This window comes from Massilia sp. GCM10023247 (assembly GCF_042653325.1).
In the GTDB taxonomy this organism is placed as follows: Bacteria; Pseudomonadota; Gammaproteobacteria; order Burkholderiales; family Burkholderiaceae_D; genus Telluria.
In genome coordinates this window covers 45,857-61,531 of the sequence record NZ_JBHSIB010000020.1, presented here as the reverse complement: position 1 = coordinate 61,531, position 15,675 = coordinate 45,857, and the positions used below count along the sequence as shown (strand labels likewise).

General features: G+C 64.7%; 13 protein-coding genes. 9 read left to right on the top strand and 4 right to left on the bottom strand.

What is annotated here, in order from left to right; translation table 11 throughout:
* Positions 1-2: 2 nt before the first annotated feature.
* Positions 3-2,108: a M13 family metallopeptidase gene (locus ACFPAH_RS15725; RefSeq protein WP_379747153.1), complete on the top strand. Its 2,106-nt coding sequence runs from the start codon at positions 3-5 to the stop codon at positions 2,106-2,108.
* A gap of 84 nt (positions 2,109-2,192) precedes the next feature.
* Here the strand turns inward: ACFPAH_RS15725 and ACFPAH_RS15720 are convergent, their stop codons facing one another.
* Positions 2,193-2,675, bottom strand: a complete 483-nt coding sequence (locus ACFPAH_RS15720; RefSeq protein ID WP_379747151.1) for an SRPBCC family protein — start codon at positions 2,673-2,675, stop codon at positions 2,193-2,195.
* Positions 2,676-2,937: 262 nt separating this feature from the next.
* Between ACFPAH_RS15720 and ACFPAH_RS15715 the strand changes: the two genes are divergently transcribed.
* Positions 2,938-3,144 (top strand): hypothetical protein, encoded by a 207-nt coding sequence (locus ACFPAH_RS15715; RefSeq protein WP_379747149.1) that lies wholly within the window; start codon positions 2,938-2,940, stop codon positions 3,142-3,144.
* 22 nt (positions 3,145-3,166) lie between these two features.
* Positions 3,167-5,482: a UvrD-helicase domain-containing protein gene (locus ACFPAH_RS15710; RefSeq protein WP_379747147.1), complete on the top strand. Its 2,316-nt coding sequence runs from the start codon at positions 3,167-3,169 to the stop codon at positions 5,480-5,482.
* 124 nt (positions 5,483-5,606) lie between these two features.
* Here the strand turns inward: ACFPAH_RS15710 and ACFPAH_RS15705 are convergent, their stop codons facing one another.
* The 3 genes from ACFPAH_RS15705 to ACFPAH_RS15695 form a co-directional block, all read right to left on the bottom strand.
* Complete coding sequence (locus tag ACFPAH_RS15705) at positions 5,607-6,377, bottom strand: BPSS1780 family membrane protein (protein ID WP_379747146.1); 771 nt, start codon at positions 6,375-6,377, stop codon at positions 5,607-5,609.
* A 5-nt stretch (positions 6,378-6,382) separates the two neighbouring features.
* Positions 6,383-7,348 carry a homoserine kinase gene (locus ACFPAH_RS15700; RefSeq protein WP_379747145.1) on the bottom strand — a complete coding sequence of 322 codons (966 nt, stop codon included), beginning with the start codon at positions 7,346-7,348 and terminating at the stop codon, positions 6,383-6,385.
* 122 nt (positions 7,349-7,470) lie between these two features.
* On the bottom strand, positions 7,471-8,019 hold the full coding sequence (locus tag ACFPAH_RS15695) for a hypothetical protein (RefSeq protein ID WP_379747306.1): 549 nt from the start codon (positions 8,017-8,019) through the stop codon (positions 7,471-7,473).
* A 289-nt stretch (positions 8,020-8,308) separates the two neighbouring features.
* Between ACFPAH_RS15695 and polA the strand changes: the two genes are divergently transcribed.
* The 6 genes from polA to ACFPAH_RS15665 all read left to right on the top strand — a co-directional run bounded on the left by polA (position 8,309) and on the right by ACFPAH_RS15665 (position 15,588).
* Positions 8,309-11,056: a DNA polymerase I gene (gene polA, locus ACFPAH_RS15690; RefSeq protein ID WP_379747143.1), complete on the top strand. Its 2,748-nt coding sequence runs from the start codon at positions 8,309-8,311 to the stop codon at positions 11,054-11,056.
* A gap of 69 nt (positions 11,057-11,125) precedes the next feature.
* Entirely contained in the window at positions 11,126-11,521 is a 396-nt protein-coding gene (locus ACFPAH_RS15685; RefSeq protein ID WP_379747141.1) for a GFA family protein, read from the top strand.
* 99 nt (positions 11,522-11,620) lie between these two features.
* Positions 11,621-12,016 carry a VOC family protein gene (locus tag ACFPAH_RS15680; RefSeq protein ID WP_379747139.1) on the top strand — a complete coding sequence of 132 codons (396 nt, stop codon included), beginning with the start codon at positions 11,621-11,623 and terminating at the stop codon, positions 12,014-12,016.
* A gap of 154 nt (positions 12,017-12,170) precedes the next feature.
* Entirely contained in the window at positions 12,171-12,806 is a 636-nt protein-coding gene (locus ACFPAH_RS15675) for a GIN domain-containing protein (RefSeq protein ID WP_379747137.1), read from the top strand.
* A 187-nt stretch (positions 12,807-12,993) separates the two neighbouring features.
* Entirely contained in the window at positions 12,994-14,211 is a 1,218-nt protein-coding gene (locus tag ACFPAH_RS15670; protein ID WP_379747135.1) for a DUF4382 domain-containing protein, read from the top strand.
* Positions 14,212-14,484: 273 nt separating this feature from the next.
* Positions 14,485-15,588: a sensor domain-containing diguanylate cyclase gene (locus tag ACFPAH_RS15665; RefSeq protein ID WP_379747133.1), complete on the top strand. Its 1,104-nt coding sequence runs from the start codon at positions 14,485-14,487 to the stop codon at positions 15,586-15,588.
* Positions 15,589-15,675: the final 87 nt, after the last annotated feature.

The window sequence follows — 15,675 nt, the reverse complement described above, 5'->3', positions numbered from 1 at the left end:
CCATGCCGCCATTCGCCCGCCTTGCCCTCTCGACCGCCATCCTTGGCGCCGCCGCCTTCGCCTCTGCCCAGGACGCCCCGCAGGGCGCAGAGCCGTCCGCCAAGCAGTCCACCGCAGCGGAGCGCCCGGCCACGTCCTTCCCCTACACGCCGGGCCTGGACGTGAGCTCGATGGACAAGAACGCCGACCCCTGCGTCGACTTCTACCAGTATGCCTGCGGCGGCTGGATGAAGAACAATCCGGTGCCGGCCGACCAGGCGCGCTGGTCGGTCTACAGCAAGCTGGCCGAGGACAATCAGCGCTACCTGTGGGGCATCCTCGACGGCTTGTCCAGGCAAATGACGGGCCGTAACGCCACCCAGCAAAAGATCGGCGACTACTTCGGCGCCTGCATGGACGAGGACGCGATCGCGAAGCGCGGCGCGGCGCCCCTGCAACCCTGGTTTGAACAAATCGAGGAGATGGGCTCGAAGCGCGAATTGCCGCGCGTGCTGGCGGCCCTGCAGCTGACCTTGTCAAACGAGGAGTTCTTCTTCGGCTTCAGTTCGAACCAGGACTTCGGCGATTCGAGCCGCGTGATCGCCTTTGCCAGCGGCGGCGGCCTCGGCCTGCCGGACCGCGACTATTACCTGAAAACCGATGCGCGCTCGAAGGAGATCCGGGCAAAGTACGCGTCCCACCTGGCGACGATGTTCGGCCTGGCCGGCGAGTCGCCGCAGGAGGCGAAACGCTCGGCCGCGACCGTGCTGCGCATCGAGACCGCGCTGGCGACTGCCTCGCTGACCCGGGTCGAGAAACGCGATCCGTACAGGCTATACAACAAGACCAGCCTGGCCCGCCTGCAGGCGCTCACGCCCGGCTTCACCTGGAAAACCTATTTGAAAGAGATCGGCCAGCCCGACCTGGCCTCGCTCAACGTCACCGAGCCGGCCTTCTTCAAGGCCTTCGCCCGGCAACTCAAGGCGAACGACCTGGCGGCGATCAAGACCTATCTGCGCTGGCATGTGCTGAAAACGATGGCGCCGGTGCTGGCGCCCCGGTTCGACGAGCCGCATTTCGCCTTCTACAGCAAGACCCTGCGCGGCGTCGAGCGCCAGCCGCCGCGTTGGAAACGCTGCGTGCGGCTGGTCGACGCCCAGCTGGGCGAAGCGCTCGGCCAGGAATTCGTGCGCCGCAGCTTCTCGCCCGAACTGAAGGCCAAGGCGCTGCACATGACGCGCCAGGTCGAGGAGGCCATGGCGAAAGACATCGAGTCGCTCAGCTGGATGAGCGACGCGACGAAACAGCGCGCCCGCGACAAGCTCGACGCCATCGTCAACAAGATCGGCTATCCCGACAAATGGCGCGACTACACGGCCTACGAGGTGCGCACCAACGACTTCGCCGGCAATGTCGTGCGCGGCACGCTGTTCGAGAACCGGCGCCAGCTGGCCAAGATCGGCCAGCCGCTCGACCGCAGCGAGTGGCTGATGACGCCGCCGACGGTGAATGCCTATTTCAATCCGCAGATGAACGACATCAATTTCCCGGCGGGGGTGCTGCAGCCGCCGCTGTTCGACCCGAAGATGGACGACGCGCCCAATTACGGCAACACCGGCGGCACCATCGGCCACGAACTGACCCATGCCTTCGACGACGAGGGACGCCAGTTCGATGCGAAAGGGAATTTGAAGGACTGGTGGACCAAGAAAGACGGCAAGGCCTTTAACCAGCGCGCCCAGTGCATCGCCGACCAGTACGCCGGCTACACGGTGGTCGACGACATCAAGATCAACAGCAAGCTGACGCTGGGCGAAGACGTGGCCGACCTGGGCGGCGTGATCCTCGGCTGGATGGCCTGGAAGACACAGATGGCAAGCATGCCGCAGCAGGCCCAGCCATTGCGGGACGGCCTGACGCCCGAGCAGCGCTTCTTCGTCGGCTATGCACAATGGGCCTGCGAAAACGATCGTCCGGAAAACCTGCGGGTGAACGCCGTGACCGATCCCCACTCTCCGGGCAAATACCGGGTCAACGGCGTCGTCATCAACATGCCGGAGTTCGAACAGGCCTTCCAGTGCAAGAAGGGCCAGCCGATGGTGGCGGCCAAGCGCTGCCGCGTCTGGTAAGGGCCCGGCCATAAAAAAATGCCGCCCGGGCAAAGCCGGGCGGCATGTCTGCGTGCTCAGGCCGTCAAGCGCGGCCTGCCGGGATCAGTGCTGGTTGATCTTGCCGCGCCATGCGCCCGTCTCCGAGCCGCGCGATTCCAGCAATTCCTTGTAGTTCGACAGATTCGAACGGGCTTCCATGCGCACGGCGCCGAGGGCGTCGCCGATGGCCTCGAGCACGCCGTCCGGCCGGTAGTCCATCTGCAGCGTGACGCGGGTGACCGAATCCGAGATCTTGTGGAAGGTCACGACGCCGCCATTACGCACGCCGCCGATGCTGCGCCAGGCGATGCGCTTGTCCGGGATCTGCTCGGTGATTTCCGCATCCCACTCTTTGTCTTCACCGGCCACATTCGCTTTCCAGTGCAGGCGCTTGTCGTCGAGCTGGCGAATTTCCTTCACGCTCTTCATGAACTGCGGGAAGTCCTCGAACTGGGTGAACTGGTTGTACGCAGTGCGGAGCGGCACGTTCACTTCGATCGACTCGATGATGGATGAGTCGCCGTTCGAGTTGCCTTTTTGCTTCATTTTTTTCGAAAGCATCATTCCGCCGACTGCAAGTGCGGCGACAGTAACCACTCGATTAAGCATGTGTATCTCCTTTGGCAATAAGCAGGTCTGTACGCTACGGCAAACTAAGGGCCCGACCCGGAGCGCGTACAAACCCGAGGGCTTGAAAATGGTTGGGTCGAAGCGGGCCACGCGCTGGTTCGCGTATTTGTCGTTAAGTTAAGCGAATTTCTGGACAGGTGGCGCGCGGGAGAGTTATCTGCCGATAAGGATGAGTTAAATGAAGTTGCTGCAAGATGTCGTATGGAATGCAACTTTTAGTGATGGGAAGTTTTTATTTGGCGTGGGTAGGCCAAGGCCGCAAGCGCCCGCCCACGCGCGCCACCACATGAAAATCCGGGAAAGAATATTTCATGAAATAAACATTTTTGAAATATTCTTTCGCCTGTATCGCCTTTCCTTGCAAGACTGGATGGGCATACAGTAAACCGCGGCGGTATAATGACCGCATGAATCTCCTTCACAACCTCAATCCCGAACAATTAGCCGCCGTTACGCTGCCGTCGCAAAGCGCCCTCATCCTGGCTGGTGCGGGCTCGGGCAAGACCCGCGTGCTGACGACCCGTATCGCCTGGCTGATCCAGACCGGGCAGGTGTCTCCCGCCGGCATCATGGCGGTGACCTTCACCAACAAGGCGGCGAAGGAGATGCTGACCCGCCTGTCGACCATGCTGCCCGTGAACACGCGCGGCATGTGGATCGGCACTTTCCACGGCCTATGCAACCGCTTGCTGCGCACCCATTACAAGGATGCCGCGCTGCCCCAATCGTTCCAGATCCTCGATTCGCAAGACCAGCTGTCGATGATCAAGCGCATGCTCAAGGCGGCCAACGTCGACGACGAGAAGTACCCGGCCAAGAACCTGATGTACTTCATCAATAATGCGAAGGACCAGGGGCTGCGCGCCAACAAGGTCGAGGCCTATGACCCCATCGAGCGCAAGATGGTCGAGCTCTACGAGCTCTACGACCAGCAATGCCAGCGCGAGGGCGTGGTCGATTTCGCCGAGCTGCTGCTGCGCGCCTACGAACTCCTGTCGCGCAACGCGCCGCTGCGCCAGCACTACCAGATGCGCTTTAAACACGTGCTGGTCGACGAGTTCCAGGATACGAACGACCTGCAATACAACCTGCTCAAACTGCTGGCCGGGCATGGCGAGCAGGGCGGCGGGGCGATTTTCGCGGTCGGCGACGACGACCAGAGCATCTATGCCTTCCGTGGCGCGAATGTCGGCAACATGCAGGCCTTCGAGCGCGATTTCCGGGTGCAGAACCTGATCAAGCTCGAGCAGAACTACCGCTCGCACGGCCACATCCTCGACAGCGCGAACTACCTGATTGCGAACAACACCAAGCGCCTTGGTAAAAATCTGCGCACGGATGCCGGGCAGGGCGAGCCGGTGCGTGTCTACGAGGCCTCGTCCGACCTGGAAGAAGCGCAGTGGATCATCGAAGAGGCGAAAAGCCTGATGGCCGAGGGCATGGCGCGCAGCGAGATCGCCATCCTGTACCGCTCGAACGCGCAGAGCCGCGTCATCGAGCATGCGCTGTTCTCGGCCGGCATCCCGTACACCGTCTACGGCGGCCTGCGCTACTTCCAGCGCGCCGAGGTCAAGCACGCGATCGCCTACCTGCAGCTGATGGACAACCCGCACAACGATTCGGCCTTCCTGCGCGTGGTGAACTTCCCGACGCGCGGCATCGGGGTGCGCTCGATCGAGCAGCTGCAAATGGCGGCCGACACCTATGGCGTCTCGCTGTATGCGGCGGTGCCCTACATGAGCGGCAAGGCCGGGACCTCGCTGGGCGCCTTCGTCAAACTGATCGAAGGGGCGCGGTTCGAGACGCAACAGCTGGCGCTGCCGGAAATGGTGCGCGTCGTGCTCGAGCGCAGCACCCTGCTGACCCACTACGCCAACGAAAAAGAAGGCGCCGACCGCATCGAAAACCTGGAGCAGATGGTCAACGCGGCGACCCAGTTCGTGCAGGAAGAGGGCTTCGGACAGTTCGCTCCAGCCCACCTGGGTCCGCCGGCGCAGGCGCAGGCCGGCGAGGCGATCCTGAACCAGGACGGCATCGAGCTGCTCGACGCCGACGCGGCGCTGCCCTCGGTGATGTCGCCGCTGTCGGCCTTCCTGTCGCACGCTTCGCTGGAAGCGGGCGATGCCCAGGCCCAGGCCGGGCAGGACGCGATGCAATTGATGACGGTGCACTCGGCCAAGGGCCTGGAATTCGACGCCGTGTTCATCACCGGCCTGGAAGAGGGCCTGTTCCCGCACGAAAGCAGCGCGCGCGAACTCGATGGCGTCGACGAAGAGCGGCGCCTGATGTACGTCGCGATCACGCGCGCCAGGAAGCGCCTGTACATGAGCTTTACCCAGCAGCGCATGCTGCACGGCCAGACGCGCTACAACATGAAGTCGCGCTTCTTCGACGAGCTGCCGGAAGAGGCCCTGAAATGGCTGTCGCCGCGCGTGCAGAGCCACTGGTTCGCCAAGAACAAGGCGCCCAACGCCTGGGACGACGCGGCCTTCCGCAATGCCGGCAGCGACAATAAAATCGCCCAGCAGATCACGCAAAAGTCAGGCAGCAGCAACTCGGGCTGGCGCATCGGCGAAACCGTGGCGCATGCCAAATTCGGCGAGGGCGTGATCGTAAACATCGAAGGCGGTGCCGGGGCAGCGCGGGCGCAAATCAATTTCGGCCCGTCCGGCATCAAGGTGCTGGACCTGTCGGTGGCCAAGCTGGAACGCGTCAGCCGCTGATGCTGGATCGGGGTGGGCGGAAACGCCTACCCCGATTCGGGATCGTCGTTTTTTGTAGGGTGGGCGCCCCGTGCCCACGCGGAACGATGAACAGTGTTGGCCTTTCCCAGCCAACACCAACCCATCACTTCTCCAGGTTCACGCGCCCCGCGCCGTTCTCCACCGGCTTGCCGAAGATCTGCCGATACCCCGCATACATCGCGCACTGCAACAGCAGGATGAACAGGAAGATCAGCCACATCACCAGCACCCGTCCCAGCACCGAGCCGCCCATCAGCATGGCGATCACGGCGGAGAAGGCCAGCAGGATGCCGAACCAGCTCATCAAGAGCACGAGGAATACGCGGGCGCTGCGCAGGACGGCGAAGAAGCTGTAGAAGATCGCCTTGCCGGGCAACATGCGCTGCCAGTAGATCAGCGGCGCGGCAAACGACAGGGCAATCAGGACGCTCACGTTCAGGGCCGACAGCGCGAACATCTTGACGAATTCCCAGCCAGCCACCTGCGGCACGTTCTTCGGGTCGTCCGGCTGGGCCACCTGGCGCATCAGTTCGAGATCGATGGAGAAGCGCGCCAGCACGGTCAGCAGCACCGAGACGCCCAGGTAGATCAGGCCGATCTTGCACAACTGCGCCAGCACCGGCTTGCGAAAGCCCGTCATCAGCACGGCCGGCGTCACGCGTTCGCCGTTCTCGATCATCAGGCAGGCCTTCATGAAGGCCATCGAGAACGAGGGGATCAAAATGAAGGCCAGCATCGGGCCGAGCAGCGGCACCGCGCTGACCAGCAGGCTGATCAGGATGTTCGCGAACAGCAGCGTGGTCAGCGCGGCCGGTTGTTTGCGGAACAGGCCGGCGCCTTCCTTCAGCCAGTTCCAGCCGGTAATTGCGGGCATGTTATTCATTCGTGGTCGGCCAGACCCGGTGCCGGGTTGGCAATGCGGTCGCGCAGGATGCGCTCGAAATGGGTCGGATCGTGGGGCGTGAGCATTTCTGCGGCACGCGGCACGTGCAGGTCGTACAGGCGCGACAGCCAGAAGCGCAGCGCGGCGGCGCGCAGCATCGGTTGCCAGGCGTGGATCTCATCAAGGGTGAACGGGCGCACCGCCGCATAGGCATCGAGCAGGGCGCGCACCCGCACATGGTCGAGCTTGCCGCTGGCAAGGTCGATGCACCAGTCGTTGACGGTCACCGCCAGGTCGTACAGCCAGGTGTCGACGCCGGCAAAATAAAAGTCGAAACAGCCGGTCAGGCGCTCGCCGACGAACATCACGTTATTGCGGAACAGGTCGGCATGCACGGGACCGCGCGCCAGGCGTCCATACGGCTCGCTTGCCGCAAAGTCCGCCTGGTAGGCGAGCTCGTCCTGCAGCAACCTGGCGTTATCGGGCGCCAGGAAGGGCAGCACGGTCGGCGCCGTGGCTTGCCACCAGTCGAGGCCGCGCAGGTTCGGCTGCACCAGCGGAAAGTCCTGCGCCGCCAGGTGCATGCGCGCCAGCATCGCGCCGACTTCCGCGCAATGGACGGGCTGCGGGTCCATCTGCGAACTGCCGTCGAGCTTGCTGACGATGGCGGCGGGCTTGCCTTGCAGGCTGGCCACTAGTTCGCCGCCGGCGTTGGCGACCGGCGCCGGCACCGGAATGCCGCGCTCGGCCAGGTGACGCATCAGTTGCAGGTAGAAGGGAAGCTGCTCGAAATTCAGGTTCTCGAAGACCGTCAACACGAACTCGCCGCGCTCTGTCGTCAGGAAGAAATTACTGTTTTCGATACCGGAAGCGATGCCCTTGAGGGCCAGCGGTTGACCGAGGGGGAACTGATCCATCCACTGGGTGAGGTCATCGAGCGTGACCGCGGTGAAGACTGCCATTATGCGAGCAACGAATTGAAGGGTCAGCGAAAAAAATAGAACCTGCTGAGCCGGTCAGCCGGATCAGCAGGTTGTTGTCGGGTTCTATCTGTGGGATGTTATACCACGATCAGGCCCACCGTTCAGCGGCTGGCCGGCAGCGGCGGCGGTGGCGGCACGTCGGCCGGGCTGAGCATCGGAGCCGTTGCCGGCGGCACCTTGGCCGGTGCGCCGGTCGCGGGCGTCGAAACCTTCTTCGCCGCGGCGCCGCTTCCTGCCGCAGCGGCGGCCTCAGCCGCTGCCTGCGCTTCGGCCTGCGCCTTTTTCTTGGCGTTGCCGTCGAATTCCATCACCTGCCATTGCGGCGCACGGAAGGCGCTGCTCTGGGCGTCGCCCGCCTGCGCATTGCCGGCCGCCTGGTTCGGACGCATGATGTAGCGGCTCTTGCCGCTTTTGACTTCGATCTCGGTGACCTGGCCGTTGTTATTGCGCTTTTCCCTGATCTCGGTCCCGCGGCGCGGTTCGATGCGGGTGGCCGGCTCGTCGCTGCCTGCCTCGATCGGCTCCGTTGCCGGAGGCTGACTCTGCGGCCGGGGCTGCGGCTGGGGCGGCGTCGACGTTTGTGCGCCCGCGGCGCCGGCGCATGCCAGCAGAACGAGCGAGAGGGACAGGCGGGGAATTGTGCGCGGCATGATGGTCACCTTAATTCGTTTGGACCATTGTAACAAACAGACACCGTTCCCAGTGAAAAGTGTACCGATTGCCCATACAGGCTAAGAGCGCCTAACAAAACCTTCAGGGCAAGGCGCGGCGTCGAAGACAGTACGCCTGTACGGCGAGACGCTGCAACGCAGCCATGGAGGTTTTGTTAGGCGCTTTAAAGCGCCGCAACGCCGTCGTTGCGTTTTCACCATGCCGGATTCTGCGATAATGTCGTTCCGCTTGCTCATTGGCTCGCCGCCGGTTTTACCACTCACTCCTATGCAAAATACCCTGCTGCTCGTTGACGGTTCCAGCTACCTGTACCGCGCTTTCCACGCGCTGCCCGACCTGCGCGGTCCAGACGGCCACCCGACCGGGGCGATGCACGGCATGGTCAACATGCTGCGCCGCCTGCGCGCCGACTATCCCGCCGCCTACATCGCCTGCGTGTTCGACGCCAAAGGCAAGACTTTCCGCGACGACATGTACCCCGAGTACAAGGCGACGCGCGCCTCGATGCCGGAAGACCTCTCCAAGCAGATCGAACCGATCCACGAAGTGGTGCGCCACATGGGCTGGCCGATCCTGATGGTCGAGGGCGTGGAAGCGGACGACGTGATCGGCACGCTGGCCGTGCAGGCCGCCGCCAAGGGCATGCAGACGATTGTCTCCACCGGCGACAAGGACCTGGCGCAACTGGTCAACGACAAGGTCACCCTCATCAATACGATGAGCAACGAAAAGCTCGACGAAGCCGGCGTGCTCGCCAAGTTCGGGGTGCCGCCGAACCGCATCATCGACTACCTGACCCTGATCGGCGACACGGTCGACAACGTGCCGGGCGTGAGCAAGTGCGGCCCGAAGACGGCCCTGAAATGGCTGGCGCTGCACGGCTCGCTCGACGGCGTGATCGAGAACGCGCACAGCATTGGCGGGGTGGTGGGCGAAAACCTGCGCTCGGCACTGGAATGGCTGCCCCAGGGCCGCCAGTTGATTACCGTGAAGACCGACTGCGACCTGGTCAAACATGTGGTGACGATCGAGGAAAGCCTGGTCGCCCGCCCGGAAGACAGGGATGCCCTGCGCGACTTCTTCCAGCGCTATGGCTTCAAAACCATGCTGCGCGAACTGTCGCAGGGGCCGGGCGTCGGCGCGCCGGCGCTGAACTCGCCGGAAGGCGCGCAGCAAACCCAGGATACGCTGCCCGGCATGCCGATCATCAAGGGCGAATACGAACTGGTCACCACCTGGGAACAGCTCGACAAATGGCTGGCCCTGGCCGACGCGGCCGAGCTGACCTCGGTCGACACCGAAACCACCTCGCTCGACCCGATGACGGCGCAGATGGTCGGCATCTCGCTCTCGACCGAAGCGGGCAAGGGCGCCTACATCCCGGTGGCGCACCGCTACGCCGGCGTCCCGGAGCAGCTGCCGCGCGAAGAAGTGCTCGAACGCATGCGGCCCTGGCTGGAAAATCCGGACAAGCCGAAGCTGGGCCAGAACCTGAAGTACGACATGCACATCTTCAACAACCATGGCGTGACCCTGCGCGGCATCGTCCACGACACGCTGCTGCAGTCCTACGTGTTCGAGTCGCACAAGCCGCACGACATGGACACGATGGCCATGCGCCACCTCGGCTACACGACGATTCCATTCGTGGACGTGTGCGGCAAGGGCGCGAACATGATCTGCTTCGACCAGGTCGAGCTGAACCGCGCCACCGAATACGCGGCCGAGGACTCCGACATCACCCTGCGCCTGCACCAGACCATGCTGCCGCACGTGCTGCAGGACCCGGGCCTGACTTATATCTACGAAAAAGTCGAGCTGCCGACCCAGATCGTGCTGCAGAAGATCGAGCGCAACGGCGTGCTGATCGACGCCGACAAGCTGGGCGCGCAGTCGCGCGAGATCGGCGCGCGCCTGATGGAACTCGAAGCGCAAGCCTACGAGCTGGCCGGCGGCCCCTTCAACCTCGGCTCGCCGAAACAGATCGGCGAGATCTTCTTCGGTAAACTCGGCCTGCCCGTCATCAAGAAGACCGCCACCGGCGCGCCCTCGACCGACGAGGAAGTGCTGCAAAAGCTGGCCGAGGACTTCCCGCTGCCCAAGGTGCTGCTCGAACACCGCGGCCTGGCCAAGCTGAAGTCGACCTATACCGACAAGCTGCCGACCATGGTCAACCAGGCCACCGGCCGGGTGCACACGAATTATGCGCAGGCCGTCGCGATCACCGGCCGCCTGGCCTCGAACGACCCGAACCTGCAGAACATCCCGGTGCGCACGGCGGAGGGGCGGCGCATCCGCGAAGCCTTCATCGCGGCGCCGGGCAATAAAATCGTCTCGGCCGACTACTCGCAGATCGAGCTGCGCATCATGGCCCATATTTCGGGCGACGAAGCGATGCTCAAAGCGTTCGCCGATGGCGAGGACATCCACCGCGCGACCGCCGCCGAAGTCTTCGGCGTCGCCCTCGACGAAGTCGAAAACCAGCAGCGCAGCTATGCCAAGGCGATCAACTTCGGCCTGATCTACGGCATGAGCGCGTTCGGCCTGGCGGCGCGCCTCGGCATCGAGCGCGCGGCAGCAGCCAGCTACATCGAGCGTTATTTCGCGCGCTTCTCGGGCGTGAAGCAGTACATGGACGAAACCCGCGCCGCCGCCAAGGCGCGCGGCTATGTCGAAACCGTGTTCGGCCGCCGCCTGTGGCTGCCCGAGATCAACTCGCCGAACGGCCCGCGCCGCGCCGGCGCCGAACGCGCCGCGATCAACGCGCCGATGCAGGGCACGGCCGCCGACCTGATCAAGCTGGCGATGATCGCCGTGCAGGACTGGCTGGAATCGGAAAAGCTGGCCACGCGCATGGTCATGCAGGTGCACGACGAACTGGTGCTGGAAGTGCCGGAAGCCGAGCTGGAGCGGGTGAAGGCCAAGCTGCCGGAACTGATGGCCGGTGTGGCCGAACTGAAGGTGCCGCTGGTGGCCGAGACGGGGGTGGGCAGCAACTGGGAGGAGGCGCACTGAGAGCGCACTGAGAGCGCACTGAGGGCGCACTGAGGGCGCACTGAAGGTCAAACCACCAGGGAGGAACGCTTGATCACGCGACTTGCCGCTTGCACTTGCGGCCAGCTGTCGGCCCGCGCCACCGGAGAGCCGGTGCGCGTCTCGATCTGTCACTGCCTGGCCTGCCAGCGTCGTAGCGGCGGTCCCTTCGCGCAGCAGGCACGGTTCCTGCGCGAACAGGTGGCGATCCAAGGCCAGTCGACCCGGTACGTGCTGGCGGGAGACGAGGGCTCGCATGCCAGCTTCCACTTCTGCCCGCAATGCGGCGCCACGGTCTACTATGAGGCCGAGGGTCTCGAGGCCTATGTCACGATTCCGGTCGGCGCCTTTGCCGACCCGGCCTTCCCCGCGCCGACGGTGTCGGTCTACGAGTCGCGCATGCATGGATGGGTCGTCCCGCCGGCCGGCGCCGAGCATATCCCCTGAGCGCGGCCGGCCTGCGCACACCCGGCGTGCGCCGATGTTCTTGCCCGGCAGTCAAGCCTCTCGTACACTCGGACGCTCCACAACACCGAGGAGATATCCATGTTCAGTCACGTCGTGATCGGTTCGAATGACATCGAACGCTCGAAGCGCTTCTATGACGCCGTGCTCGGCCTGCTTGGGGCCGGCGAGCCCTTCGCTACCCGGGCGCCTACCGGCCAGCCGCGGCTGTTCTACCGGCACGAGGGCAATACGCTGGGCATCACGGTGCCGATCAACGGCGAAGCGGCCAGCTGCGCCAACGGCGGCACGATCGGCTTCAAGTGCAATTCGCCCGAGCAGGTCAAGCTGTTCCACGACACGGCGGTCGCGCATGGCGGCACCTCGATCGAGGAGCCGCCCGGACTGCGCGAGGGCAGCATGGGGGCGATGCACCTGGCCTATGTGCGCGACCCGGACGGCAACAAGCTGTGCGCGCTGTACCGCGTGAAGCAGTGAAGTAAACGGCCCTGACGCGCGCGGCCCGACGGGCCGCCCGTCTGCGCAGCACGGGCCGCCAAATGTGCAGTCCGTCGCAAAAGCCGCGCCCATGCACGCGTTTCGGCTTACGATGATTTCACTCTTCAACACAAGACATATAAAGGAAATCATCATGCGTCCACTCGCTCTTGCATTCGCCCTTGGCCTCGCTTTTTCCGCCACCGCCGCCCAGGCCGCCGAGCAGGTGCGCGCGGCCGCGCCGTTCACCTCGATCAAGGCGCAAGGCCCGTTCAGCGTGACCGTGGACGCCGGCAGCGCGTCGCAGTCGGTGGTGGTGAGCGGCAGCGACCGGTTCGTCAACGGCGTGATCACCGAGGTCGTCAATGGCGAGCTGCGCCTGCGGATGCGCGACAAGAGTTTGAATTCGGCGAATGGCGAAGAGCGCATCGTCCTGGTCAAGATGGGCCAGCTGCGCGCCTTCGACGCGGAAGGCGCCGGCGAGATCAAGCTCAACAACATTCGCGGCGAGCGCTTCGACGTGAACTACCGCGGCGCGGGCCGCATGGTGATCAACGGTAAAGTCAAAACCTTCAGCATGACGGCCGAAGGCGTGGGCGAGGTCGACAGCAAGGCCCTGATCGCCAACGATGCCGACATCCGCTTCCGGGGCATCGGCGACGTCAAGGTGTATGCCAGCGACAGGCTCGACGTGGCCGTGCAGGGCCTGGGCAGCCTGAGCTACTTCGGCAAGCCGCGCTCGGTCAACCGGTCGGTCGCCGGCCTCGGCTCGGTGAAGGCGGGAGAATAAACGGTTCCCGGGGTTGGCGGACGCAGGCCGCCAGCCCTGTGCACATGTAAAGTTGTGTTAAGACAACAGTTAAATGTTTCAGATGTAATGAAACGTTTCAATGTGAATTGCTTAACACAATGTTTCCTTGTGGAATGTTAATGTCCTTTCAGTGCCTCCGGGCAAGTTCATTTTTGAAAGGTCTTCCATGCGTTCCACCTCCCTGCGTACCCAGCTTCTCCTCGGCGGCATCGTTGTCGCGTCCACCCTGAGCGCTTGCGGCGGTGGCGGCGGGGACAGCGCGCCCGCGCCGGCGCCGGTCTCGACCATGGGTACCCTGAGCGTCGCCCTGACCGATGCCCCGGCCTGCGGTTTCGACGCCGTCAACGTGACTGTCGCCAAGGTGCGCGTCAACAAGAGCGCCGCCGCCAGCGAAACCGATGGCGGCTGGACCGACATCGTGCTCGCCACCCCGAAGAAGATCAACCTGCTGAACCTGACCAACGGCGTCCTCGAAACCCTGGGACAAACCGCGCTCGAGGCCGGCCAGTACAACCAGTTGCGCCTCGTACTCGACGGCAATGCCAGCGGCAGCGCCAACACCGTGTTGCCGACCGGCGCCAAGGCCGAGCAGCCACTGGAAACGCCGAGCGCCGTCCAGAGCGGGATCAAGCTGGTCGGGGCCTTCACGGTCGAAGCCGGCGGGCGGGCCGATGTCGTGATCGACTTCGACGCCTGCAAGTCGGTTGTTACGCGCGGCAAGGGCGCCTATGCGCTCAAGCCGGTCGTCAAGATGCTGCCGAGCGCCATCAACGGTATTTCCGGCGTCGTCAGCACGGCACTGCTGGCCAATAACGTGACGGTCTCGGCGCAGCAGAACGGCAGCATCGTCAGCGCCACCACGCCGAACCCGACCACGGGCGAATTCTTCCTGTCGCGCCTGGCGCCGGGCAATTACGATGTCGTCATCACGGCCGACAACAGCGCCGCTGCCGTGATCGGCGCCGTGCCGGTCGCCTCGACCACCAGCACCACCTCGCTCTCGAGCGCGGCCGCGCCGCTGACGCTGGCCGCCAGCGCGATGGGCAGCATCGGCGGCACCGTCACCCTGACGCCGCCGAGCAGCACGGAGGTCGCCTATGTCGCGGCCAAGCAGGCGTTTACCGCCGGCCCGACCGTGACCATCAAGTACCAGGGCGCGGACCTGGCCAGCGGTGCCTACACGATTGCCAACCTGCCACTCGCCGCGCCCCAGTATGTTGCCTACAGCAGCGCGCGTCCGCTCGCTTTTGCGGTGGCCACGGGCGTGACCGGGGGCACCTACCGGGTCGAGGCCGCTGCCGCCGGCTACGCCGTCAAGGGCGTTGACGCGGTCAGCATCGCCACCGGCAACCAGGCCGGCGTCAACTTCACGCTGACCCCGTAAGCGGGACCGCTGCCTGGCGCGCCGGGGCGCCAGGCAGTGTTGTTGAACGGAAACTGATAGCAGCCGAATATTTCTTTCTGTTACTGAAAATGTCGACTTTGCCATGCATATTCGGTAAAGTCTGAGCCGTTGCCCGCTCCGCGCGCGCATGCGGCCCCGCATCCTGGCGGGGGCGCGGGCCATTTTTCGAGCATGATGACGTATCCGATTCTACAGGCCAGGTTCCATGTATCGCAGGCAAGCTAGGCGCCTTGCCGCCCCCCGGAGATGGCGATGAGCATGCTGCGCCGTCTTTCCGTCCTGCTCTGCGGTAGTGAGCCCGGCCTGCACCGCATGCTCCAGTATTGGGCGGCGACCTGCGTGCTGTATGTCGTCTGCATCGCCCTGCCGGTGGTGCAGGTGGAGCAGGGGTTGAGCCAGCCAGGCGCAGCAAACGGCCTGATCGTGTTCGGCGCCTGCGGCGCCAGCGCTTTCTATCTCCTGATCCGGACCAATGCACGGCTCAAGCTGGCGCCCGATCAGCTGGCGGTCGCGCAGGCCGCGTTTTCGCTGGTCTGCGCCGTCTGGGCTTACGTGATTTCCGGCCCCCTGCGCGCGGCCATGTTGTCGATGGCGGTCGTGATCATCGTGTTCTGCATGTTTGCCCTGCGCCCGCGCCAGACCTTGATGCTCTCGGGCGCGGCCACCCTCGGCATGGGCGCCGCCATGTGGTGGCTGCAGGCGCACGACCCGCTGCGCTTCCCGCCGCTCAACGAAGCCATCACCTTCGGCTACCTGGCCGGCGCGCTGATGTCGACGGCGCTCCTGTCCGGGGAAATGAGCAAGCTGCGCTCGCGCCTGAAGTACCAGAAAGGGGAATTGTCCGAGGCGCTCGAAACGATCCGCAAGCTCGCCACGATCGACGAGCTGACCTCGCTGGTGAACCGGCGCCACATGACCGGCGTGCTCGAGGCCGAGGAGCGCCGCCACGCGGCCGGCGCCGGTGCCGACACGTGCATCGCCTTGCTCGACCTCGACTTCTTCAAGCAGGTCAACGACCGCCACGGCCATGCGGCCGGCGACGCCGTGCTGCGCGCTTTCTCGGTCGCCGCGCGCGCCTCGCTGCGCGCCGACGACGTCCTGGCGCGCTGGGGCGGCGAGGAATTCCTGCTGCTGCTGCCCGATACCGCCGCCGGCGACGCCCGCGTCGTGCTCGAGCGCATGGCCGAGCGCGTGCGCGCCCTCGAAGTGCCGGGCCTCGAAGGCGCCGCCATCAGTTTCTCGGCCGGGCTGGCCACGCGCCGCCCGGGCGAGCCGAGCGCCGAACTCATCAGCCGCGCCGACCGCGCCCTGTACGAGGCCAAGCAGGCCGGGCGCGATCGCATCGTGCTGGCCTGACAGGGGCGCGGCCGGCGCCGGCACAAGTGTGCACATGCGCAACCCATCCGGGCGCTGTAAGATAGTCAGCCTGATAACCCACGACCG

Bases quoted from the DNA above. Each gene is read 5' to 3' on its own strand.
- ACFPAH_RS15675 (WP_379747137.1), top strand. From the start codon at position 12,171: ATGCGTCCACTCGCTCTTGCATTCGCCCTTGGCCTCGCTTTTTCCGCC.
- ACFPAH_RS15680 (WP_379747139.1), top strand. From the start codon at position 11,621: ATGTTCAGTCACGTCGTGATCGGTTCGAATGACATCGAACGCTCGAAG.
- ACFPAH_RS15705 (WP_379747146.1), bottom strand. From the start codon at position 6,377: ATGCCCGCAATTACCGGCTGGAACTGGCTGAAGGAAGGCGCCGGCCTG.
- ACFPAH_RS15670 (WP_379747135.1), top strand. From the start codon at position 12,994: ATGCGTTCCACCTCCCTGCGTACCCAGCTTCTCCTCGGCGGCATCGTT.
- polA (WP_379747143.1), top strand. From the start codon at position 8,309: ATGCAAAATACCCTGCTGCTCGTTGACGGTTCCAGCTACCTGTACCGC.
- ACFPAH_RS15700 (WP_379747145.1), bottom strand. From the start codon at position 7,348: ATGGCAGTCTTCACCGCGGTCACGCTCGATGACCTCACCCAGTGGATG.
- ACFPAH_RS15710 (WP_379747147.1), top strand. From the start codon at position 3,167: ATGAATCTCCTTCACAACCTCAATCCCGAACAATTAGCCGCCGTTACG.
- ACFPAH_RS15695 (WP_379747306.1), bottom strand. From the start codon at position 8,019: ATGCCGCGCACAATTCCCCGCCTGTCCCTCTCGCTCGTTCTGCTGGCA.
- ACFPAH_RS15725 (WP_379747153.1), top strand. From the start codon at position 3: ATGCCGCCATTCGCCCGCCTTGCCCTCTCGACCGCCATCCTTGGCGCC.
- ACFPAH_RS15720 (WP_379747151.1), bottom strand. From the start codon at position 2,675: ATGAAGCAAAAAGGCAACTCGAACGGCGACTCATCCATCATCGAGTCG.
- ACFPAH_RS15665 (WP_379747133.1), top strand. From the start codon at position 14,485: ATGAGCATGCTGCGCCGTCTTTCCGTCCTGCTCTGCGGTAGTGAGCCC.
- ACFPAH_RS15715 (WP_379747149.1), top strand. From the start codon at position 2,938: ATGAAGTTGCTGCAAGATGTCGTATGGAATGCAACTTTTAGTGATGGG.